General features: G+C 60.8%; 19 protein-coding genes and 3 pseudogenes. 9 read left to right on the top strand and 13 right to left on the bottom strand.

Annotation, left to right across the window (positions count from 1 at the left end):
* Nucleotides 1–110: 110 nt before the first annotated feature.
* The 4 genes and pseudogenes from GV819_RS27140 to GV819_RS33340 all read right to left on the bottom strand — a co-directional run bounded on the left by GV819_RS27140 (nt 111) and on the right by GV819_RS33340 (nt 2,898).
* Nucleotides 111–851 carry a fimbrial biogenesis chaperone gene (locus tag GV819_RS27140; RefSeq protein WP_161759122.1) on the bottom strand — a complete coding sequence of 247 codons (741 nt, stop codon included), beginning with the start codon at nt 849–851 and terminating at the stop codon, nt 111–113.
* A 59-nt stretch (nt 852–910) separates the two neighbouring features.
* Nucleotides 911–1,483 (bottom strand): fimbrial protein, encoded by a 573-nt coding sequence (locus GV819_RS27135; protein WP_161759121.1) that lies wholly within the window; start codon nt 1,481–1,483, stop codon nt 911–913.
* Nucleotides 1,484–1,958: 475 nt separating this feature from the next.
* A pseudogene (locus GV819_RS27130) lies at nt 1,959–2,691 on the bottom strand (IS5 family transposase); the annotation flags it as partial.
* Entirely contained in the window at nt 2,608–2,898 is a 291-nt protein-coding gene (locus GV819_RS33340; RefSeq protein ID WP_256667610.1) for a transposase, read from the bottom strand. The pseudogene GV819_RS27130 and the gene GV819_RS33340, both read right to left, overlap by 84 nt.
* Nucleotides 2,899–3,171: 273 nt before the next feature.
* Between GV819_RS33340 and GV819_RS27125 the strand changes: the two are divergent.
* Nucleotides 3,172–3,384 (top strand): annotated as a pseudogene (locus GV819_RS27125) (IS3 family transposase); the annotation flags it as partial.
* Nucleotides 3,385–3,596: 212 nt separating this feature from the next.
* On the opposite strand, the pseudogene GV819_RS27120 reads toward GV819_RS27125, so the two are convergent.
* Together GV819_RS27120 and GV819_RS27115 are read right to left on the bottom strand one after the other, a co-directional pair.
* Nucleotides 3,597–4,026 (bottom strand): annotated as a pseudogene (locus tag GV819_RS27120) (DUF2628 domain-containing protein).
* A 253-nt stretch (nt 4,027–4,279) separates the two neighbouring features.
* Nucleotides 4,280–4,627, bottom strand: coding sequence for an ATP-binding protein (locus GV819_RS27115; RefSeq protein ID WP_161759120.1), 348 nt, complete (start codon nt 4,625–4,627; stop codon nt 4,280–4,282).
* Nucleotides 4,628–4,805: 178 nt separating this feature from the next.
* On the opposite strand from GV819_RS27115, the gene GV819_RS27110 reads away from it, so the two are divergent.
* The gene (locus tag GV819_RS27110; protein WP_161759119.1) at nt 4,806–5,747 is read left to right on the top strand and encodes a class I SAM-dependent methyltransferase; all 942 of its coding nucleotides are present in this window, start codon (nt 4,806–4,808) and stop codon (nt 5,745–5,747) included.
* A 139-nt stretch (nt 5,748–5,886) separates the two neighbouring features.
* On the opposite strand, the gene GV819_RS27105 is transcribed toward GV819_RS27110, so the two are convergent.
* Together GV819_RS27105 and GV819_RS27100 are read right to left on the bottom strand one after the other, a co-directional pair.
* Nucleotides 5,887–6,345, bottom strand: a complete 459-nt coding sequence (locus GV819_RS27105) for a GNAT family N-acetyltransferase (protein WP_161759118.1) — start codon at nt 6,343–6,345, stop codon at nt 5,887–5,889.
* A gap of 296 nt (nt 6,346–6,641) precedes the next feature.
* Entirely contained in the window at nt 6,642–8,489 is a 1,848-nt protein-coding gene (locus tag GV819_RS27100) for a patatin (RefSeq protein WP_161759117.1), read from the bottom strand.
* A gap of 275 nt (nt 8,490–8,764) precedes the next feature.
* Here GV819_RS27100 and GV819_RS27095 point away from each other — a divergent pair, with 275 nt between their 5' ends.
* Nucleotides 8,765–9,496: a pYEATS domain-containing protein gene (locus tag GV819_RS27095; protein WP_161759116.1), complete on the top strand. Its 732-nt coding sequence runs from the start codon at nt 8,765–8,767 to the stop codon at nt 9,494–9,496.
* A 24-nt stretch (nt 9,497–9,520) separates the two neighbouring features.
* On the opposite strand, the gene GV819_RS27090 is transcribed toward GV819_RS27095, so the two are convergent.
* From GV819_RS27090 to GV819_RS27075, 4 genes are all read right to left on the bottom strand, one after another.
* Nucleotides 9,521–10,645: an agmatine deiminase family protein gene (locus GV819_RS27090; protein WP_161759115.1), complete on the bottom strand. Its 1,125-nt coding sequence runs from the start codon at nt 10,643–10,645 to the stop codon at nt 9,521–9,523.
* A 97-nt stretch (nt 10,646–10,742) separates the two neighbouring features.
* Nucleotides 10,743–11,846: an extracellular solute-binding protein gene (locus GV819_RS27085; protein WP_161759114.1), complete on the bottom strand. Its 1,104-nt coding sequence runs from the start codon at nt 11,844–11,846 to the stop codon at nt 10,743–10,745.
* 1 nt (nt 11,847) lies between these two features.
* Nucleotides 11,848–12,756, bottom strand: coding sequence for an N-carbamoylputrescine amidase (aguB, locus tag GV819_RS27080; protein ID WP_161759113.1), 909 nt, complete (start codon nt 12,754–12,756; stop codon nt 11,848–11,850).
* A gap of 3 nt (nt 12,757–12,759) precedes the next feature.
* A complete protein-coding gene (locus tag GV819_RS27075; protein WP_161759112.1) occupies nt 12,760–13,812 on the bottom strand; it encodes an agmatine deiminase family protein in 1,053 nt (350 codons plus the stop codon).
* Nucleotides 13,813–13,949: 137 nt separating this feature from the next.
* Between GV819_RS27075 and GV819_RS27070 the strand changes: the two genes are divergently transcribed.
* Entirely contained in the window at nt 13,950–14,819 is an 870-nt protein-coding gene (locus GV819_RS27070) for a LysR family transcriptional regulator (RefSeq protein WP_161759111.1), read from the top strand.
* A gap of 126 nt (nt 14,820–14,945) precedes the next feature.
* Nucleotides 14,946–15,566, top strand: coding sequence for a LysE family translocator (locus GV819_RS27065; protein WP_161759110.1), 621 nt, complete (start codon nt 14,946–14,948; stop codon nt 15,564–15,566).
* A 17-nt stretch (nt 15,567–15,583) separates the two neighbouring features.
* On the opposite strand, the gene GV819_RS27060 is transcribed toward GV819_RS27065, so the two are convergent.
* Nucleotides 15,584–16,465 (bottom strand): LysR family transcriptional regulator, encoded by an 882-nt coding sequence (locus tag GV819_RS27060; RefSeq protein ID WP_161759109.1) that lies wholly within the window; start codon nt 16,463–16,465, stop codon nt 15,584–15,586.
* A 122-nt stretch (nt 16,466–16,587) separates the two neighbouring features.
* Between GV819_RS27060 and GV819_RS27055 the strand changes: the two genes are divergently transcribed.
* From GV819_RS27055 to GV819_RS27040, 4 genes are all read left to right on the top strand, one after another.
* Nucleotides 16,588–17,115, top strand: a complete 528-nt coding sequence (locus GV819_RS27055; RefSeq protein ID WP_161759108.1) for a GNAT family N-acetyltransferase — start codon at nt 16,588–16,590, stop codon at nt 17,113–17,115.
* A 106-nt stretch (nt 17,116–17,221) separates the two neighbouring features.
* Nucleotides 17,222–17,932, top strand: coding sequence for a FadR/GntR family transcriptional regulator (locus GV819_RS27050; protein WP_161759107.1), 711 nt, complete (start codon nt 17,222–17,224; stop codon nt 17,930–17,932).
* A 132-nt stretch (nt 17,933–18,064) separates the two neighbouring features.
* Entirely contained in the window at nt 18,065–19,258 is a 1,194-nt protein-coding gene (gene lhgO, locus GV819_RS27045) for an L-2-hydroxyglutarate oxidase (protein ID WP_161759106.1), read from the top strand.
* A 155-nt stretch (nt 19,259–19,413) separates the two neighbouring features.
* The gene (locus GV819_RS27040; RefSeq protein WP_161759105.1) at nt 19,414–20,742 is read left to right on the top strand and encodes an MFS transporter; all 1,329 of its coding nucleotides are present in this window, start codon (nt 19,414–19,416) and stop codon (nt 20,740–20,742) included.
* The last annotated feature ends 83 nt before the right edge of the window (nt 20,743–20,825 follow it).

The following is a 20,825-nucleotide window of genomic DNA, read 5'->3' as shown; positions in this document are numbered from 1 at the left end:
CAAGCCACACACATCAAGTGCGCTCCGTGGTGAGTTCATGGTATCCATTCAACGACCCTACGGATTTCACACACCTGAAACGGTGCCGCTATCGAAAAAAACCATGCGCTTTACTCTTTGGCATTGGCTACGGCCACTTGCCCCTCCAACAACTTCACCGAGTAAAGATCGCGACCTCCATGATCGTTCATGCTGCCGAAGTTCAAGACAACGCCGGCACTGCCTTTGACCTTATCCAGCGGCAAAATCACCGAAGCGCCAGGCGCCAGCATCTGCACTTCAGCCAATCGAACCTTTTGCAGACCTTGTTCAAGATCAAGGTCCACCAGGCTTACGTAATAAGGCCCGGAGTTGCTCACCGAAAGCTCAAAGGCTTCACTATTGCGTTGTAATTTCCACTGCAACTTCGTGGCGGCTTGAATCGGCTCCCCGAGCAATCCCTTGGGTCGATAGAAGACTTTGATGCGCTGGCGAATGGCGAACTGCAACGCATTCTCGGCATCGGTGGATTGCGGTATCTCCTGGACGTTAAGCCAGAAGATCGACTCTTTGTCGGTTGGCATGCCCGCACCGGAATACATGATCCGCAACAGCTGCTGTTGCTTGGGCGCGACCCGGATCAACGGCGGCGTGACCACGAATGGCAGATCCCTGACCTCGACCCCTGCGGCCGGCTCCAACCAGGACTGTACGAGAATCTCGCCGCCGTCATTGCGCACGACAAGGCTCTCTTCTTTCCTGCCTTCGTTGAACACCAGACGTGTGCTGGAGAGGGAAATTCCTGCGTGGGCCGCGCTCGTGAGCGCCATCCATAGCAGCAGACCAGTCATGGAACAAAAAGTAGGTGACATGCAATTACCTGAAAAACCAAGCCGTGCGGGGTCTTGGGCCCCCGCACTGCAGAGAGCCGTCACTCGTAGGAGAGTACGAATGGCATTTTCGCGTTGGCGGTACCGGCCGTTACATCGGTTGACGTGGAACCGGTGCTGATGACATAGGCGGCCTTCAGCGGAATGTTGATGGTGCCGCCCGTGCTCCCGTTGCCAAAGCTGGCCTCATAGAACTCGGTGTCCAGGTTCATCACGCTGCCGTCGGCTTTGAGCATGACAATCGCCACGTTCTTGGCAAAACCCGCACCGGTGACCCCTTCGTTGACCCGCAACGCCTTGCCGCTTTCAACCTTGTCGGCCGCAGCCGGCTTGAAGGACATCTGTACCTTGGTCCCGGACGCACACTTGATGGTCAGCGGAGTGCTGGCCCCGGTACCGCCGACTGGCGCAGCGACAGTCCCCAGTTCACGCGCCTGCACTTCACCCAGGGGAACACTGACATCAGTGGTGCCATTGACCGGATAACAGGTATCGGCCTTTACCGAGCCGGTGAAGTTGACCACCCCGCCACCGCCGGCAGTAGGTACAGCCATGGCCAGTTGAGAGAAAGCAACTACGGAGGACAAGCCCAATGCGACTGAAAGCCTTTTCATATTAGATACTCAATGTATTTTCAAGATAAACAAAAGCCTCGAAAGCGAAGCTTTATTACGCAGCCACCAGACAATGCGTCTTTCCAGATCCAAGGGGGGAACTTGAACCTTCACCCAACAACGGCAAAAGCCTTGAGCAAACACCCCAAGTTTTTAAACAGTATTCAACCTACAGAAACATCACAGCGATCCTGCTACAACTGATCAACCATCAAGCCTGAAAATCAAAAACCTAGACGCCAAACTAGAATAAAACAGAAAAACCAAAAAACACTTGAGAATATTCTGAATACCAAAAAACATCCTACACAGACCGAAAAAACCATCTAAGGATGGTCTGAAGTAGTCATGTATTTCTGGCTGACTTCAGCCCCACCGATTTTGATCCCGGCGAATCGATCAAAGACGATCAGGTCACCCGCTCATTTCTTTGTTTTTTGCCGCCGCGAGCACCTCGCGGCAACTATTCCCCACATTACAGGCGCACCTTTCCTGTACTCGTCAGTAAATGTCTACGCACCATCCACAGGTTCGACAGCGCGAACGGTGTCACCAATTGCGCCGTGTTCTTCGCCAGACCACGGAAACGCGTCTTCACATAACCGAACTGGCGCTTGATCACTCGGAATGGGTGTTCGACCTTGACCCGAACCTGCGCCTTGGCCTTCTCGATCTTGCGTTTGGCTTTGTACAAAGCGCTGCGCTTGCCCAGCTTCTTGTAAGTACTGCGGCGTGCCGTGATCTGCCAGATCACCTCGCGCCCATAATGCTCGGTACGTTTCTCAACACCGGTATAACCGGCATCGGCGCAGACCACGTTCTCCGCGCCGTGCAGCTGTTTGTCGACCTGAGTGACATCCGCCACGTTGGCCGCCGTGCCCATCACGCTGTGGGCCTTCATGCCGAAGTAATACTGGTTGACCTTCTTGGTCTGATGCATGTCCGGGTCGCGCCTACCGTCCTTGTTCTTGGTCGAGCTTGGCGCATTGATCAGCGTGGCATCCACGATAGTGCCTTGGCGCAGCGACAGACCTCGGTCGCCCAGATAGCCATTGATCACGGCCAGGATTCCGGCGGCTAGTTCGTGCTTCTCCAGCAACCGGCGGAAGTTGAAGATGGTGGTTTCATCGGAGATGCGCTCCAGGCTCAACCCAGCAAATTGTCGCAGGATAGTGGTCTCGTACAGCGCCTCCTCCATCGCTGTAGCCGAACCAGTTTTGCATCAGGTGGACACGCAGCATCGCCATCAGCGGATAGGCCGGACGACCACCATTCCCCTTCGGGTAATGCGGCTCGATCAGGGTAATCAAGCCCTTCCACGGCACCACCTGGTCCATCTCGATCAGGAACAACTCTTTGCGGGTCTGCTTGCGCTTGCCGGCGTACTCGGCATCGGCGAAGGTCATTTGCTTCATCGGAAAACTCGGCGGGTGGAGTCCCGGCATTTTGCCAAAATCAGGAAGTCTTCTTCAGGATTTCCCTAAGGATGCTCCGATCAACTTGCCGCAAGGTGGCAACAAGTCGAAAATACTCCGACGCACATCGCTATTTGCAGAAAACCGCTTTGTGCATAGCCGCCTGACGGGCTTTTCCGTCCGGTTCTCCGTGTTAACCGCACAACTCGCCCATACCCATCAGTTGTGTTCGAGCCAGCCAAAGGTTCGGCAGAGCAAATAGAATGCTCAGTTGAGCATCGGCATAGTCGGATCCGCTTTGTCACGCCAGCTGAGCGTCATGGAAAGCTGGATGATCAAATCCTGGCGCGATGACATGAGCTGTACGAACCTGCTCGAGAGAAGAGCCCGGAACGCTGGCCAGGCCAGACGCGAAACTGGCAGCCAATAGGAATGGTGCTGCTGAACCCGGACCGGGAACAGCAGATCGAGAAGAAAGCCGTATAGTAGAACGGTTGACGCGACCTTGAAAAACGTCGATTTATCAACGACGCATGCAAATCGAAGAAGGCTTCCTTGGGGTAGATTTGTGGGGTATGCCCGGGCATCGTTTTCACCGAAATCAGATTTTTTCGCCGTTTTTTTGTATTCGCCATTCAGAAACAACGAGCCCGCATCCTCATGATGAGGCGCGGGCTCTTGACTGGCCAAGTCTGTAATCAGAAACGCATGCCTTGGAACGGATTCCAGCTTTGTTCACCTTTCACTTCTTTCAGGTAGTACGAGTAGTTGGTCATGAGCGCATAAGTCATGGAGACAGCGATGTTCAGACCTGCGTTCAACGGTTTGGGAAAGTCCATGCCAATGATCGCAAAAATCACACTCAACACGACATTGATCGCAATGTATGATACCCAGTATGGCAAGGTTTTTCTTCCAGAGGCCCAGAACGAACAGGTAAATCGGGCCGAAGAAAAATGCAATCACGTTGGCGTTAATGCGCATTTTATTCTTGAAGCCAGGCAGCGTCTTAATTGCCGCTTTGTATCGTGGATCGCTCGGCGAACCATAAGTATCAAAGAAGTAAAAGCGCTCCTGCCACTTGGCGCTGTATTTACCGGTGCTTTGCACTTGTTCATTTGCGTTCACTCTTGCGACTCCTGATATTCCATAATGTAGTTCCTATTCTTCCGTTACTTCCTGTGCTTCTGTTTTTTCTTATTTTTAAACAAGCTGATTATACTGATTTGTTGAGGAGGGGGGGGGGGATTAAAGTTGATTTTCTGAAACGTTTGATCTGCCCGCTTTATTGCGGATCCCACGGCGCTTGGATACCCAGCCCACGATCATTTGGACATTCGTTCCACGTCCACTTGGAGCGCAGCGACGCAGGTTCACATCGTTAGTCTGAAGCACCCGCCATCGTCAATTTCGTCGAGCGCCTGCGCACCGATTCACCCTTGAGTTCGATGCGGTAAGTGTTGTGCACCAGCCGATCAAGGATCGCATCGCCCAAGGTCGGGTCGCCGATCAGCGCATGCCATTTAGCCACGGGCATCTGGCTGGTCACCAGCGTCGAGCGCTGTCCGTAGCGGTCGTCCAGAAGTTCAAGCATGTCTCGTCGTTGCGCAGTGGTAAACGGTGCCCAGCCCCAGGCGTCCTCGCGGTCGACCATCAGACCCAGACGTTCATCGACGCTGAGATCGTTGATATCGGGCATCGTGTGCTGCTCGCCAAGGGTCTTGATCATGCCCAAGATGCCGGCTGCCCGTTCATGTTTTCCCAGCAGACGACGGAAATTTCGGCACAACGCACGCCCATCAATCGACTCACGATTCGGGCCGCTGCCCCGATCCCGAGAGTCATGGCGGATCACTGCGCAATCAATTGTGTTTAAAATGCCGCCCCGAATATTGCCGGTCCCGCTGATGACGCCTTTAGCCCTCGCCACCCTCAACCAACATTTACTCGACGCCCTGGACGCCGCGCCCACTGAAACCCGGCGTCTGTTCCATGGCCGCGGTCGTTGCTGGCCGGGGCTGGAGCAACTGACCGCGGACTGGCTGCAGGGCGTGCTGCTGGTATCGCTGTTCAAGGAGCCCGAACCCGAGCAGCTCGCGGCCCTCAAGCAATTGCTGCTGGAGCTGGGAGACACCGCGCAGTGGACCGCCAGCGGCGCCAGCTGCCTGATGCTGCAGCACCGCTACCTGCCCGACAGTCACGGCGAGTGGCTGCTGGGAACGCCGGTGGAGTCTTGCACCATCACCGAGGAGGGCCTGCTCTACCAGGTAGACCTGGGCAGCAAGCAGAACAACGGGTTGTTTCTCGACATGCGCTATGGGCGCAACTGGGTGCGGGACAATGCCCAGGGCAAGAACGTGCTGAACCTGTTTGCCTACACCTGCGGTTTCTCGGTAGCGGCGCTTGCCGGCGGCGCCGAGCGGGTGGTCAACCTCGACATGTCCCGGGCGGCCTTGAGCCGTGGCCGCGACAACCACCGGCTCAACGGCCACGACACCGGTCGGGTGAGTTTCCTCGGTCACGACCTGTTCAAGTCCTGGAGCAAGGTCAAGCAAGGCGGTCCCTACGACTTGGTGATCATCGATCCGCCGTCGTTCCAGAAAGGCAGCTTTGTGCTGAGCAAGGACTATGCGCGGGTGCTGCGGCGCCTGCCGGAGTTGCTGACGCCCAATGGTTGCGTCCTGGCCTGTATGAACGATCCGGCGTTTGCGCTGGAGTTTCTGGTGGAAGGAGTGGCCGAGGTGGCGCCGGGTTTGCGCTTTGAGCAGCGGCTGGAGAATCCGCCGGAGTTTCCTGATGCAGATGTGCAGTGTGGCTTGAAGGCTTTGGTGTTTCGGCAGGGGGAGTAGATTGCTCGAGGGTGCATATCCGTTGCTGCAGCCATGACCACAGCAACGTATATGCACCCGGAACAAAACCATCAGGGGCCATCACCTCAGCAACGAATATCCCCCCTCCAAAAAAACACCGCCGCCAAGACCCTCTCCCCTACACCCCCATCCGATACTCAATAAACCCCGACTTCTGCGCCACCCAATCATAGAGTTTCTGCGCCCGCTCATTAGTCTCATGAGTATGCCAATACAACCGCCCACACCCCTGTTGCCGAGCAAACCCCTGCACCCACTCGATCAACAACTTACCCGCCCCACTGCCCCGGATCGCCGGGGCGACGTACAAATCCTCGAGGTAACAGAAGTCGCTGGAAGCCCAGGTCGAACGGTGCAATACCGCATTGACGAAGCCGATCAACTGATCGCCCTGCACCGCCACCGCCGAATACACCGGCTCCTGCGGATCGAAAAAGCGCTGGAAGGTCGAGAGACTGACCTGCTCATCCAGACTCACTTGATAGAAGTCCTGGTAAGCCAGCCACAGCTGCAACCACTGCTCATGGTCGCTGGGTTGAATCCTGCGGACCGTTACCGGTTGTTGACGATCATTCATTGCGCGCTCCTCCTGAAAGCCCGGGACAAGTGCTGTCCCCCTAGGCATTGAAGAGCGCCAGCTTAGGGCCTTAGCGGACTGCCTTATCAGTCCAATCCTATAAATATGGGCAGACCACTTACACTGCGCAAAGTCAGCGATTGCTTGCTTCACCCCAGGCAGCCTGAGCCTAAACACAAGGCCTGTGATCGATCACACAGCGGGTGCCGCCCCCCTGCCCATCCTTGACCGAGCGCGGCGTACAGCTCAGCCGCTGAAGCTGCAACCCGCCGGGCTCCATCACCATCAGGCAAGCGCTAGCCAAACCAATTGCGCTGTTTACCTTGGTCGGTGGCGTCAGGCCGCTTGGGCATCAAGCCGCCATTGGCCAGCCCATCCAGCAAGGCGTTGGTGACTTTTTTATAAATCTTGCCTTTGAACACAACGACAGCGGTTTTGCTCAATAGCCTGTAAGACCAGCTCAATTCCGAGTGGGCGATGCTGTAGCTGAAAATCCTGTTCATCCGCGCTTTCATTGCACTTTCAATGCTGGACATGCGGAACATGTCATAGGGCCAATCACCCAGCGCTTCGGTCCGCCCATCGGTCAAACCGCCACTGAGGTCCTTCGGCAAAAGACTGTCTACCAATGGAATGATCGGCAACTCCAGACCTCGGGCACCCTTGCGTACCCACTTCGTGCCAGCCACCTTCTGCGTCTCGTCCAAGGGGTCGAACATGCTATTGGCAACCGGCAGGGTAAAGACATCCGAGAGAAATTTCTGCGCATTGCGCCGGCCCAGCAAGTAGTCATGCTGGCGAAAATCCTGAGTCAAGAAACCCGAGAAACCTCCCAGGGCACCGCAGGCCAGAGAAGGCTTGGTCGGATCGAGATCACCACGGGACGGTGCAATCAGAAAACGGCTGAAGACATTCTCGTCTGCGGCCAGGGCCAGGTCCTCGGGCTTGAAGCGTGCCTGGTACTTCCATGCCTGCAGCAAGTCCCCGATCACCGAGGTCAACACCGGAGACTGTCCGGCAATCTTGTCACTGCCTTGCTCTTCAGTGTCCGGAAACGGATCAATCATCAGCAACGCCCTGCGTGCTAGCACCCCATCACGGGTGTTACGTCCGATCAGCCCCGCCAGTTCCTGATGCGCCAGATCAACCGGCTCATTGTTCATGGTGCCGCCGTCAACAATGAAGCTGTTGAACAGCGGCTCAGGCATGCGCTTGGTGTTGGGCTGAAGTCGCACCGCCCTGATCGGATCAGTATGGGTGGCTGGCAGGATGACAAAACGATAGTTGTAATCCGACGAAGGCCGGGTCATGGGCCGTGGGGCAAGGCCCACCGGGAAGGCTCCGCTGGACACCGCGGTCAGCCCCAGGAGACTCCACTGCGCAGCCGATTGAGGGCTCCAGTCCAGGGCCAGGTCATCCGCACGAAGGGTCTGCGCACCGGCCCCGAGGCTGTAGCTGACGGTGAAGCTGCGGTAGTCACGGTGCATGGACATGCCCAGCCCCGTACCCGGCTGGGAGCTGAATGGCAGGAAATAAGGCACCCCGCGCAAGTTGGCCAGAGCAAAGATGAACCGGGTCGGATTGCTCAGGTATTGCCGATGCACCACGCCATCGCCCTTGAACGCCAGGCAATCGTTGGTGATTTCCATCAGCGAAGTACTGTCCAGCAAAGACTGCAACACGCTGTCGGGCGCGTCCAGATCACGGGTGGTGAGCAATTTGTCCATGGAGATGTCTTGCACCCAGGCCCTGAAGAACGGATTTTCCCGACCGCTGTTGTAAGCCTGGGTGCGTTGCGCCAGATTCTGCTGCGAATGGCACTGGGTACCCAGTTCGGCGCTGCCCACATGCTTGAAGTCATAGCGCCCTGCCACCGCCATGATCGCCGCACTCATGCTGCCGGCCGAAGCGGCAGCCACTACCTTGATGATCACTTTGTGCTGGGGGATGTGCTGCTCCTCGGCCGTGCCTCGGGCCTTGAGCTTGGCCGCCTCCCAGGCGTCCAGGGCCTCGAACAGGTAATCCAGCACACCGGCTTCGTAGGCTCCGGCGGAAATTGCCCCGGCCATGACCAGGCCGATCTCGAAGGTATCGCCATCCGGCAGTTCGGTTTCCTCAACGTACTTCCCCTCCAACGTGGCCATGAGACCCTCCCTGAGTGGTGTCGCCCCTTGCGCTGCCAGGATGGCTCGCGTCACAGGGCCAGGCGACCGGCCTGGACTGCACGATGCCGGCCCTAGGGGCCGGCCTGGCGATGACCTGGCTGAGTGAATCCGCACGTGTGAATCAACCTGGCCAGCCCCTGGATCAGGGTAGCCAGCCGGCGTGCGTTTGCTCGATTTTTTGTTCGTGGCGAGCGCGCCGAGGTCATGCCCCCTGTGCTTAACTTGGACAAATTCGCTTGCATCGGAAGCTCGCCATGAAGCACTCCCTGGATCCCTTGCCCGGCAGCGGATTGCTGCATACCGCCGCCGGCATGCACAAGAACCCACTCGGGCTGATTGCCTTGTTCATCGTCATGGTCTACGCCATTGGCGGGATCGTGCTGTGGACAGCCAAGGACCCGTTCTACAACAACCCAAGCCACCCGGTGGTGCTGTTCCTGGCGCTGTTTCCGGTTGCGGTATTGCTGGTGTTCTTCGTCCTGGTCGCCAAATACCACACTCACCTCTATGGCCCCGGCGACTACAGCAACCAGGAGCACTTCGTCCTGACTGGCGCGCCCAAGGAATGGAAAGGCTCAACCACCGGTATCGCGGTCAACGGCAAGCCCGTGGCCCTGGACGATATGCCGCTGCTGGACCGCTTGAACGCCAGCTACGCGCAGATGCTCGAATGCGGCTTTGTCTTGCTGCACCAGAGCGAAGTCCTGCATCCCAGGACGGCGCCAGGCAACGGTCTGTATAAAGTCCGGGTGTGGATCGAGGCACTGGACAGCACCAGCCCTCTGGAGGAAATCGAATCAGTGACCTACCGCCTGTGGAACGACTTTCCACAGACGGTGATCGCCACCTCGAATCAACCGTCCTCCTTTGACCTGTGGCTGAAGATCTATGGCGAATTCCCGATCATGGCGCTGATCAAGAAGCGCAACGGCGACACCTTCGAGCTGACCCGCCACCTCGACTTGCCGGGGCGGCCAACGGATTGAAAGGCGCGCCCAACCCTTGATCGCTCACACCTGCGGCTGGTGATGGGTAACGCAGTGAATGCCTCCACCACCGGCGGCGATGGCGTCGATGTCCAACTGGATCACCTTGCGCTCGGGATACAGCTCACTGAGCAAGGCCAGGGCCTTGGCATCAGCGCTTGAATCGCCGAACTGCGGGGAAATCACCGCGCCATTGATCACGAAGTAGTTGATGTAGCCGGCAGCAAAATCGTCGTTGCCGCGGCTGAAACGGCTCTTGCGCGGGTTCAGCGGCGGCGACACCGTATGCACCTGCAATTTGCGGCCGTCGGCATCGGTGGCATTGCGCAATATCTCCAGGTGCTTGAGGGTCACCGCGTGGTCATAGGAGTCCGGGTCGTTGTCGAGGTTGGCCAACACCACCCCGGGCTTGACGAAGCGTGCATAGAAGTCGACGTGGGCATCGGTGATGTCCTTGCCCTTGATCCCCGGCAACCAGATGATCTTGCGCAGGCCCAGGCGGGCCTTGAGCTCCTCTTCGACCTCGGCCTTGCTCCAGTCGGGGTTGCGGTTGCGGTTGATCCAGGAGCTTTCGGTCATGATCCCGGTGCCGTGGCCATCCACCTCGATGCCGCCCCCCTCGCCCACCAGTTCGCTGCGCTGATACACCGCATCGGCGGCATCGGCGACTTGCCGCGCCAGCTGTGCGTCCTTGGCGTGACGCTGCTTGTTGCCCCAGCCGTTGAAGTTGAAATCCACCGCGCCCAGGCCACCTTGCTCATTGATGACGAAGTTGGCGCCGATGTCGCGCATCCAGATGTCGTCCAGCTCGGTGATCACGTAGGTGATATTGCGGCGGCCACAGAGCTCTTGCGCGAGGTCGTGCTCGTGTTCGCGGCAGAACACTATCAACGGTTCATAGGTGGCAATGGCTCGGGCAATGCGGCCAAGGGCCTCTTGCACATCGCCGGTGAAATCTTCCCAGATGGCTTCCTGGGCGCCAAAGGACATGTAGGCCTGGCGGTGGCGATCGCCTTCATCGGGCATGTACCAGCCCTCCTGTTCCTCGGCTTGGGCCTGGCGGGCGTTGAAACCCAGGCCCAGGGACGCCATGGCGCCGAAACCGGCCACCAGTGAGGCCTGCTTGATAAATTCACGTCGGGTCGACATCGATCGTTCTCTCATGGGGGCTGTACAGACGGTAGTACAGATTGATCACGCTCAACCCGCCAGCAGCATACGGTGGCTGAAGGGTTGGTGCGCACGGCTATTTGACCGGCGCGGTCTTGAATTTGGTCCAGGTGCGCATGCGTGCACGCATGTCGGCCTGGGGGATGTCCTTGCCGGGAATCAGCCGCTCGTAGGTCGCCGCGTCCAGGTAGATATCCGGGTTGTTGCGCATCTGCGGGTCGACACTCGGCCGCGCCTTGGCGTTGGCCGTGGGGTAACCGGTGAAGTTGCTGATGGCCGCCATGTTCTCCGGGCGCAGGACGAAATTGATGAAGGCATAGGCGTATTCCGGGTGCCGGGCATCCTTGGGGATCGCCATGTTGTCCATCCACACCGTGGTGCCCTCGCGAGGGATGCGGTATTGGAAATCGACCTTTTTCCCCGCGGCATCGGCGGCCCGCTGAGCCTGGGTCATGTCACCGCTGTAGCCCAGGGACAGGCACAGGTTGCCATTCACCAGGTCGGTCACCGGCTGCGACTGGAACTTGCGAATGTAGGGCCGCAGCTTGAGCAGCAATTCACTGGCCGCCGCCAGGTCCTCGGGCTTGGCGCTGCGCGGTTCGCGCCCGAGGTAGTTGAGCACCACCGCCAATACCTCGTCGGGGGAGTCGATGATCGAAATACCGCAGTCGGCGAACTTGGCCGCCAGCTCCGGCTTGAACAGCAGGTCCAGGCTATTGACCGGGGCGTTGGGCAGGCGCTGGGCGATCTGCTCGGCGTTGTAGGTCAGGCCGATGGTGCCCCAGGTGTAAGGCACGGTGGCCTTGCTGGCGTAGGGATAGTGGCTGCGCAGCTGTTGCAGGCCAGGCTCGATATCCGCCAGGGCGGCGATCTTCGTCGGGTCCAGGGCTTGCAGGCTGCCGGCGCGCATCAACCGCTCGGCCACGGTGTCACCAGGGAAGATCAGGTCATAACCACTGCCGCCGGTCATCAGCTTGGCTTCCAGCACCTCACTGCCGTCCATGACGTCGTAGATCACCTTGATCCCGGTTTGCGCGGTGAACCTGGCCAGGGTGTCCTCGGCGAAATAGTCCGCCCAGTTGTACAGGCGCAGGGTCTGCTCTTCGGCCTGGGCCGACGGCAGTGCGCCGCCGAGCAGCAGACCAAGGGAGGCGAGCAACAGCTTGTGGGTGGTGTGCATGTCAAACCCCTTGAGTGGTCCAGCGTGGGTCCAGGTGACGACCGTCCAGGCTCAGCAACGCGCCGTACATGTCCGGGCGCCGGTCGCGGTAGATGCCCCAGGTCAGGCGCTCTTCACGCATGCTCGGCAGATCCAGGGCCTGCAACAGCACGCCTGGGGTCTCGCGGTCGGCCTCGGCCAGCAAGCGGCCCTTGTGGTTGCAGATGAAGGACGAACCGTAAAAGCTCATCTGCAATGCCGGGTCGGTGGTTGCCACTTCGCGGCCGATACGGTTGGCGGCCACCACCGGCAGCAGGTTGGCCGCGGCGTGGCCGCGCATGGTCATCTGCCAGTGATCGCGGGAATCCAGGTCGGCAGCACCGGGCTCGGAACCGATGGCGGTGGGGAACAACAGCACCTCGGCGCCCTGCAGCGCCAGGCAACGGGCGGTCTCGGGAAACCACTGGTCCCAGCAGATACCGATGCCGAGGCGGCCAAAGGCCGTGTCCCAGACACGGAAACCGGTGTCGCCTGGGCTGAAATACTCCTTCTCCTGGTAGCCAATTGCATTGGGAATATGGGTCTTGCGGTACACCCCCAGCAGGCGGCCATCGGCGTCGGCCACGCTCAAAGAGTTGAAGTAGGCATTGCCGGCGCGCTCGTACCAGCTCAGCGGCAATACCACTCCCAGTTCCCCGGCCAGGGCGGCAAAGCGCTTGAGTACCCGGCTGTGGGCGTACTCCTCGGCCAGCGCCAAGTGTTTGTGGTGCTGCTCGATGCAGAAATACGGCGTGGCGAACAGCTCCTGCAAGAGGATCACCTGGGCACCCTGGGCCGCAGCCTCGCGCACCAGTTGCTCGGCTTGATCAAGGTTGTGTTCAAGGTTCCAGGTGCAAGGCATCTGGGTGGTGGCGACCGTCAGCATGCTCATGGTTCAGCCCCTCACCGGCCAGGCCGGCTGCTGCTGGGTGATGCAATGCACCCCGCCACCGCCATGCGCCAGGTGATTGATCTGCACCGGCACCACTTCGCGCCCCGGGAAGGCCTGGGCCAACACTTCGGCCGCTTGCTGGTCGGCGGCAATGCCATAGGCCGGCATGATGATCGCGCCATTGGCGATGTAGAAGTTGGTGTAGGAGGCGCAGAACACCTCGGCCTCGGTGTCCACCGCCTCGCTGGCCTCGAACAGTTCGAGCATCTCGAAACTGCGGCCCTGGGCATCCCGCGCCAGCTCCAGGGCGCGGCGATTTTCGCGCACCACTTCGGCATACACCGAGCTCTGGTCGCGGGTCGCGTCCACCAGCAGCACGCCAGGACGGGCGAAGGCGCAGACGCCATCCACATGGCCGTCGGTCATGTCGCCGGTGACGTAGTCCGGGTCGCCGGGCAGCCAGATGGTCTTTTTCACCCCCAGCAGGCGGCTGAAGATCTCTTCGATCTCGGCCTTGCCCAGGCCCGGGTTGCGGTTGGGATTGAGCAGCACCGACTCGGTGGTGATCAGGGTGCCCTCGCCGTCCACATGGATCGCTCCGCCCTCGTTGGCCAAGGAGGTGCCGAAGCATTCCAGGCCGAGCTGGTTGAGCAGGCGCCGGGCCAGGCTTTCATCCTGCTCATGGGCCGACTTGCCGCCCCAGGCATTGAAGCGCCAACTGACACCCGCCAGCCCTTGCTGCGGGTGGCAGACAAAACTCGGGCCGGAGTCGCGACACCAACTGTCGTTGACCGGCTGCACAACCAACTCGATGTTGGCTCCGCACAGGGCCCGGGCACCTTCCAGGGCAACAGGGTCGACCACCATTTTCACCGGTTCGAAGCGCGCAATGGCATTGGCGACCCGGGCGAAATCCTCTTGCACCTGGGCCAGGGTCACGCCCCAACCGGACTCCCACAGCGCCTGGTTGTGCGGCCAGACCATCCAGGTCGCCGCATGCACCGCCCATTCCGCAGGCATGTGCCAGCCGTTGTTTTGCTTGTCATTGCACAGCATGGAAATCGCACCTCTCAGTTAAGGTTTTGTTATCAGCCAACAAACACCAATGAAGAACAGTGCCCATGCTATGGCTTTGAAAAAGACTCAACAAACGATAGATTTAGCGCAATTCTGATTAGCCGAGCTTATCAATCATGTTAAAACACTGGCCTCCCCTGAACGCCCTGCGAGGCTTTGAAGCGGCCGCGCGCCTGGGCAGTTTCCACAAGGCGGCCGAAGAACTGCACCTGACCCAATCGGCCATCAGCCAGCAGATCCGCAGCCTGGAAACCTTCCTCGAACAGCCGCTGTTCTACCGCAGCGGCCGCAGCGTCAGCCTGACCGATGCCGGGCATGACCTGCGCAGCACCACCCAGTCGTTGCTGCAGCAACTGGCGGTGGGCATCCGTCGCCTGGAGCAGTACCGCAAGCCCAACCAACTGGTGGTCAACACCACCCCGGCGTTCGCCCGGCACTGGTTGCTACCGCGGCTGGGGGAGTTCCACCGCCTGCACCCGGAAGTCGACCTGTGGCTGTTCACCTCCTTCGACCCGCCGGACATGAGCACCCAGACCATCGACCTGACCCTGCGCGACGACCTCAGCGCCCAGGCCGAATGCAGTTACCTGGAGCTCTACAGCGACCGCCTGTACCCGGCCTGCCACCCCTCGCTGCTGGGCCAGCCCCGGGAGCTGCGGACCACCTTGCATGGCGAGCGGGAAATGGACTGGAGCCACTGGGTGGTGGAAGGCGGCGCGGACATCGGCCAGCACAGCAATGGCCTGAATTTCTCCGACCCCGGGCTGCTGCTGGACGCCGCCTGCGCTGGCCATGGGATAGCCCTGGTGAGCCAGTTGCTGGCGCAACAAGCCCGAACTCAAGGTTTGCTGGAACCCTTGTGCGAACAGCAGGTGCGCGGCCCGACCTGGGCCTGGCTGATTCACCGCGACAGCGAAAACAGCCCACTGACCCGCAGTTTCAGCCAGTGGTTGCAGCGGGTACTGCACGACTCGCAAGCGCATTGAGACACGCCCCCGGCCTGCGGCCTGCCCAGTGCAAAACCGCTTTCCATTCCTGGCGGTAACCCCGGCCACGGCGGCGCCTTAAGCTGGCGCCGGTGCAATTCGCACCGCCTTCAAGGAGCCCCGCCTGTGCTACCGGTCCACGACATCAACTGGCCCCTGTGGCTGTCCACCATGCTGCCCATGGCCCTCAGCGCCGGGCCCGGCAACCTGATGGTGGCCAGCTCCGGCGCCCAGAGCGGCGTGCGTCGTTCTCTGCGCTTTATCCTCGGGCTCGACCTGACCTATTTCCTGCTGGCCTTGCTGGTGGGGCTGGGGCTGTATCACAGCCTGGCGAACCAGCCGCAACTGCTGTGGGGGCTGCGAGTCGCCGGCAGCCTGTACATTTTCTGGCTGGGCCTGCGCCTGTTGCTGCGGCCCCTGCGCAAGCCTGGCGAGCGGGCCGTGACCCTGCAGTTTCGTGACGGCGTGGTGCTGCAACTGGGCAATGTGCAGGGCCTGGTCATGTTGCTGGTGATGTTCTCCACCTTCAGCCCGGGGACGGACGTGGGCAGCACCGCAGTGCTGACGCTCAGCGCCGCACTGATCGCGGTGAATCTGTTCGGTCATCTGCTCTGGGCCTGCCTGGGCTCAAGCCTGCAGGTCCTGCTGCGGGCCCGCCCCAGGCTGCTGGTGGCGCAGAATGCCCTGTTCGGGCTGATGCTGATGGCGGTGGCAATCTGGATCTTCCTGCGCAACGGCACTGCCTAGCCGCTGACGCCCTACCCTCACGCTTGGTGCAGCGCCTGGCGCTGCAGCAAGTCACAGAGAAATTCCACCACCCGATCGACCCGCTCCTGGCCCTGGGTCGCCAGGTTGCGCAGCAGCCAGATGTCGGCACGGTGCGCCGGGGTCTCTGGCAACACTCGGCACAGCCCCAGGGGCTCAGCGATATAGGCCGGCAACGCGGCAATCCCCAGGTCCGCCTGCACCGCCTTGAGTTGCGCCTCCAGGTTGCTGGTACGCATCCACAACGGCTGGCCAGCGCTGAGCCGATCCAGCCAGCGCGCCAGGGGCAGATGGGCCAGGGCCTCGTTCCAGCCGATCAGCGCATGCTCGCGCAACTGCGCAGGCTCGCTGGGGCAGCCATGGATGGCGGCATACCCTGGGGAACAGAACAGTGCCTGGGTCAGCTCGCCGACCCGGCGCAGGGTGAAGTTGCCGGCCTCGGGCCGGTGCAGGCGTAGCAGCAGGTCACTGTGGCTCTGGGTGAGCTTGACCGAACGCGCGCTATTGACGAAATCGAAGCTGATCTGCGGGTGCCGCGAACGAAACTGCGCCAGGGCCGGAATGATCAAGTGGCTGCCCATCAGCTCCGGGCAGTCGATGCGCACCACCCCCGCCATGCGTGCGCCGGGCTGGGACATTTGGCGCGCCATCAGGGTGAAGCGCTCCTCGGCTTCCAGGGCCATGGGCAGCAAGGCGTGGCCCGCCTCGGTGAGGAAATACCCCTGGGTGGTCTTCAAGAACAGCAAGGTGTTCAAGGCCTCTTCCAGCACCAGGATCTTGCGCGAGACCGTCGACGCGGAAACCTTCAGCGCCTGTCCTGCATCGGTGATGTTGTTGGCGTTGGCAACCGCAATGAAAAACCGCAGATCATCCCAGTTCACGTTTACCTGCCCTATCCCTGAAAACCCAAGCCTGGAATCTTATGCGAAATACGTACTGCGGCGGTCAGGGTTTTCTCTTGTAAAGTGAGCGCACTGAACCCAGCCAGGACAAGGAACGCCTCATGCTGCACCTGCACACCGATCGCTTGCACATGCAACCGTTGACCAGCAACGACTGGCAGCTGTTTCTAACGCTGCACAACGAACCCGAAGCCCTGCGCTACGTCTGCGACCCGTTGTCCCGGGCGCAGATCGAGGAGCGCTTCGCCTCGCGCCTGCCGCACTGGCACACCGGCGCCGAACACTGGCTGTGCCTGGTCATCCGTGCTCGGCACAGTGGCGAAGAACTGGGTTTCACCGGCCTGCGGATGATCGCGCCGCACGCCGCGCAAGCCGAGGTCGGCTACCTGTTGCGCTCCCGGCACCAGGGCAAGGGCGTCGCCACTGAGTCGCTCAAGGCATTGATCGAGCATGCACGGGAAGGCCTCGGCCTGAAGTCACTCCAGGCCACCGTGACCGACGGCAACCACGGGTCCCAACATGTGCTGGAGAAGTGCGGTTTTGTCCTGGAGCGCCGCGTTGAGCAGGCTTTCCGGCTCAACGGCGAGGACTTCGACGACCTGATTTTCCACCGCGACCTGACGGTTTGAAGCCTTGACCGTGGAGACCTCCAGCCGCCCTTCCCTTGTTGGTTTTTCTTGACAGCGGAAAATCCCAACGACTATTGTCTGACAACCTGATTACCTGAGTTTCCCCATGCTTGAGCTCCAACGTCCCGACTCTCTCGTGGTGCGCGTGGTCAATGCCATCCGCACCGAGATCGACTCTGGCCGCCTGGCTCCCGAGTCACGCCTGCCCACTGAACAGCAGCTCGCCGAGCAGTTGAATGTCAGCCGCTCGGTGATTCGCGAAGCCATTGCCCAGCTCAAGGCCGACGGCGTGCTGATCGCCCGCCGTGGCCTGGGATCGTACATTTCCAAGACCCCGGCCGGCACCGTCTTCCGCTTTCCGCAAACCCAAGGGCGTCTGGCGGACCTGGCGCAGATGTTCGAAATGCGCCTGTGGATCGAGACCCAGGCCGCGTCGATCGCCGCCCAGCGCCGCGACGCTGCTGACCTGCAGCGCATGCAACGAGCCCTGCAGGAAATGCACGACAAACGCAGCGACCTGGAAACCGCCGCCCTGGCCGATGTGGAGTTCCACCGGGCCATCGCCGAAGCCAGCAAGAATGACTATTTCGTGGCTTTCCATGATTTCCTCGGCAGCCAGCTGGCCAGTGCCCGCAAGACCGCCTGGGAAAACTCGGCGCTGCCCCAGGTAGGCGGCTCAGCGGATGCCATCCAGGAACACCAGGCGCTGTACCAGGCCATCGCCGATGGCAACCGGCAAGCGGCCGCAGCCTGCGCCGATGCCCACTTGCGCGCATCGGCCAAGCGCCTGGGCCTGGAACTGCCGACGACCGATTAACCACTGCTAGAAAATTCAAGCCCCACGCTGCACATTTGAGAGCCGGCGCAAGCCTGCAGAGTTTTGTCGGATTAGTTAGTCTGACAACCTGATAACCAGACCTTAAACATGTGATCCAAGGTACCCAGAACAATGATCTATGACTTTTGCATCATCGGCGGCGGCATCGTCGGACTGGCCACCGCGATGGAGATCCTCAAGCGCCAGCCCGGCGCGTCGCTGGTCATCCTGGAAAAGGAAACAGTGCTGGCCAAACACCAGACCGGGCACAACAGCGGGGTGATCCATGCCGGGATCTACTACGCGCCAGGCAGCCTCAAGGCCGACTTGTGCAAGCGCGGCGCCGAGGCCACCAAGCAGTTCTGCAGTGAGCACGGGATCAAGTTCGAGGTCTGCGGCAAGGTCCTGGTGGCCTCCAACGCCCTGGAAATCCAACGCATGGAAGCCCTGTACCAGCGTTCGCAACAGAACGGCCTGAAGGTCGAGCGCCTGGACGCCGAGCAACTGCGCCAGCGCGAACCGAACATCGTCGGCCTTGGCGGGCTGTTCCTCGACGCCACCGGCATCGTCGACTACCGCGAAGTCTGCGACACCATGGCTCGGGTGATCCGCCGCGACGGTGGCGAAATCTGCCTCAGCCAGACCGTGACCGCGATCCAGGAAAGCGCCGACAGCGTCACCGTCAGCACCCACGGCGGTAGCTGGCGGGCGAAGAAGCTGGTGGCCTGCGCCGGCCTGCAATCGGACCGCCTGGCGACCCTGGCCGGGATCAGCATCGACCACCAGATCATCCCCTTCCGTGGCGAGTACTTCCGTCTGCCAGCGTCGAAGAACGACATCGTCAATCACCTGATCTACCCGATTCCCGACCCCGAGCTGCCCTTTCTCGGGGTGCACCTGACCCGCATGATCGACGGCAGCGTCACCGTCGGCCCGAACGCGGTGCTGGGCCTGGGCCGCGAGAACTACCAGAAGTTCTCGATCAACTGGCGCGACGTGGCGCAGTACGCCAGCTTCCCCGGGTTCTGGAAAACCATCTGGCAGAACCTCGGCTCCGGCACCACCGAGATGAAGAACTCGCTGTTCAAGTCCGGCTACCTGGAGCAGTGCCGCAAGTACTGCCCGTCCCTGGAAGTCGACGACCTGCTGCCCTACGAAGCGGGGATCCGCGCCCAGGCGGTGATGCGCGACGGTAGCCTGGTGCACGACTTCCTGTTCGCCGAAACCCCACGCATGTTGCACGTTTGCAACGCGCCCTCACCCGCCGCCACCTCGGCCATTCCAATTGGTTCGATGATTGCCGACCGGATCTTCCAGGCGGATTGAAACACCCCGCGCCATGCCGCTCTTGCCCTGTGCCCAAGCACAGCCAGCAGGGCTGCGTGCCGCCGCAACACCCCCGGCAACGCCTTTTTTCGGCGCGCTGGACATGGCTCGCGTCAACTCGACAATAAATACAATGATCCAAGAGGATGTACAGAATGACCGCAGTTGAAACCGGCAGTACTGCAGCGGAAACCCCACAACAAACCAAGAAGCGCCTGCGCAAGGTCGCGGCGGCGACCATCTTCGGCTCGATGCTGGAGTGGTACGACTTCTACCTCTACGCCACCATGGCGGCCATCGTCTTCTCGAAGATCTTCTTCGATAACAGCGACCCGAAAACCGCCACCCTGATGGCCTTCTCCACCTTCGCCATCGGTTTTATCGCGCGCCCCTTCGGCGGCATCCTGTTCGGTTACCTGGGGGACAAGTTCGGCCGCAAGCAGGTCCTGGTGCTGACCTTCTGCCTGATGGGCGTGTGCACCGCGCTGATCGGCCTGATTCCCAGCTACGCCTCGATCGGCATCTGGGCGCCGATCCTGCTGGTGGTGATCCGCATCATCCAGGGCCTGGGGGCCGGCGCGGAACTGTCCGGCGCCGCAGTCACCTCGTACGAACACGCCAGCGAAGGCAAGCGCGGTAGCCAGGGTGCCTGGCCGGCACTGGGGTTGAACCTGGGCCTGCTGCTGTCGTCGCTGACCATCTACCTGCTGACCATCAACGGCAACGAGTTCCTGCTGGCCGGCGGCTGGCGCATTCCGTTCGTGTGCAGCATCGTCCTGGTGGCCGTCGGCCTGTGGGTGCGCAACAGCATTCCGGAAACCCCGGAGTTCAATGAGCTGAAAAAAGACGCGCCGAAAGCCCAGGTCTCACCGCTCAAGGCACTGCTGAAGAATGACCTCAAGGGCCTCGGCGTAGTGTTCTTCGTGGCCATCGGCTACAACGCCTTGAGCTACATCTTCAAGACCTTCTCCCTGGCGTACCTGACCCAGTACAAGGGCGTCGACGTGCATGTGACATCGCTGTCAGTGACCATCGCCAGTCTGATCGCCATCGTTGCCGTGCCGTTCTTCGGCTGGCTCTGCGACAAATGGAGCAGCAAGACCGTGCTGGTGCTGGGCGGCGTGTTCTCGCTGCTGTTCGCCTACCCGTTCCTGGCCCTGCTCAACACCGGCGAAAGCTTGATGATCTACATCGCCATCGGCGTCGGCACCGGCATCCTGGCGCCAATGATGTTCGCCCCTCAGGGTTCGTTCCTCAGCCGCCAGTTCCCCACCGCGACCCGCTCCTCGGGCTTCGGCACCGGGCGCGAGATCGGCACCGCCATCGCCGGCGGCCTGGCGCCGCTGGGCGCCCTGTCCCTGGTGACCGCCTCGGCCACCCACTCCACCGATGGCGTGGTGATCATCCTCGCCGTCGCCGCGGTGCTGGTGGTGGTGTTTGCCCTGTGCGACCAGGGTCTCAAGCACTCGGCGTTCAAGAACTGAGGTTGGCTGCTTCCTTCCCAGGCCGCTGCAGCGGCCTGGGGAGACTCTGCTAAGGTGGCCGCTGAACTCGTATTACGGGCCAC

This window comes from Pseudomonas sp. Fl5BN2 (assembly GCF_009908205.1).
Lineage (GTDB): Bacteria > Pseudomonadota > Gammaproteobacteria > Pseudomonadales > Pseudomonadaceae > Aquipseudomonas.
Note: the sequence above shows the minus strand (reverse complement) of the source record. Positions and strands in the feature narration are given on the sequence as shown.

Excerpts from the sequence above, each read along its gene's own strand:
- GV819_RS27140 (WP_161759122.1), bottom strand. The coding sequence starts at position 851 with ATGTCACCTACTTTTTGTTCCATGACTGGTCTGCTGCTATGGATGGCG.
- GV819_RS27050 (WP_161759107.1), top strand. The coding sequence starts at position 17,222 with ATGCTTGAGCTCCAACGTCCCGACTCTCTCGTGGTGCGCGTGGTCAAT.
- GV819_RS27040 (WP_161759105.1), top strand. The coding sequence starts at position 19,414 with ATGACCGCAGTTGAAACCGGCAGTACTGCAGCGGAAACCCCACAACAA.
- GV819_RS33340 (WP_256667610.1), bottom strand. The coding sequence starts at position 2,898 with ATGAAGCAAATGACCTTCGCCGATGCCGAGTACGCCGGCAAGCGCAAG.
- aguB (WP_161759113.1), bottom strand. The coding sequence starts at position 12,756 with ATGAGCATGCTGACGGTCGCCACCACCCAGATGCCTTGCACCTGGAAC.
- GV819_RS27100 (WP_161759117.1), bottom strand. The coding sequence starts at position 8,489 with ATGGCCACGTTGGAGGGGAAGTACGTTGAGGAAACCGAACTGCCGGAT.
- GV819_RS27115 (WP_161759120.1), bottom strand. The coding sequence starts at position 4,627 with ATGATCAAGACCCTTGGCGAGCAGCACACGATGCCCGATATCAACGAT.
- GV819_RS27055 (WP_161759108.1), top strand. The coding sequence starts at position 16,588 with ATGCTGCACCTGCACACCGATCGCTTGCACATGCAACCGTTGACCAGC.
- GV819_RS27085 (WP_161759114.1), bottom strand. The coding sequence starts at position 11,846 with ATGCACACCACCCACAAGCTGTTGCTCGCCTCCCTTGGTCTGCTGCTC.
- GV819_RS27075 (WP_161759112.1), bottom strand. The coding sequence starts at position 13,812 with ATGCTGTGCAATGACAAGCAAAACAACGGCTGGCACATGCCTGCGGAA.
- GV819_RS27090 (WP_161759115.1), bottom strand. The coding sequence starts at position 10,645 with ATGTCGACCCGACGTGAATTTATCAAGCAGGCCTCACTGGTGGCCGGT.
- lhgO (WP_161759106.1), top strand. The coding sequence starts at position 18,065 with ATGATCTATGACTTTTGCATCATCGGCGGCGGCATCGTCGGACTGGCC.
- GV819_RS27095 (WP_161759116.1), top strand. The coding sequence starts at position 8,765 with ATGAAGCACTCCCTGGATCCCTTGCCCGGCAGCGGATTGCTGCATACC.
- GV819_RS27110 (WP_161759119.1), top strand. The coding sequence starts at position 4,806 with ATGACGCCTTTAGCCCTCGCCACCCTCAACCAACATTTACTCGACGCC.
- GV819_RS27105 (WP_161759118.1), bottom strand. The coding sequence starts at position 6,345 with ATGAATGATCGTCAACAACCGGTAACGGTCCGCAGGATTCAACCCAGC.
- GV819_RS27135 (WP_161759121.1), bottom strand. The coding sequence starts at position 1,483 with ATGAAAAGGCTTTCAGTCGCATTGGGCTTGTCCTCCGTAGTTGCTTTC.
- GV819_RS27070 (WP_161759111.1), top strand. The coding sequence starts at position 13,950 with ATGTTAAAACACTGGCCTCCCCTGAACGCCCTGCGAGGCTTTGAAGCG.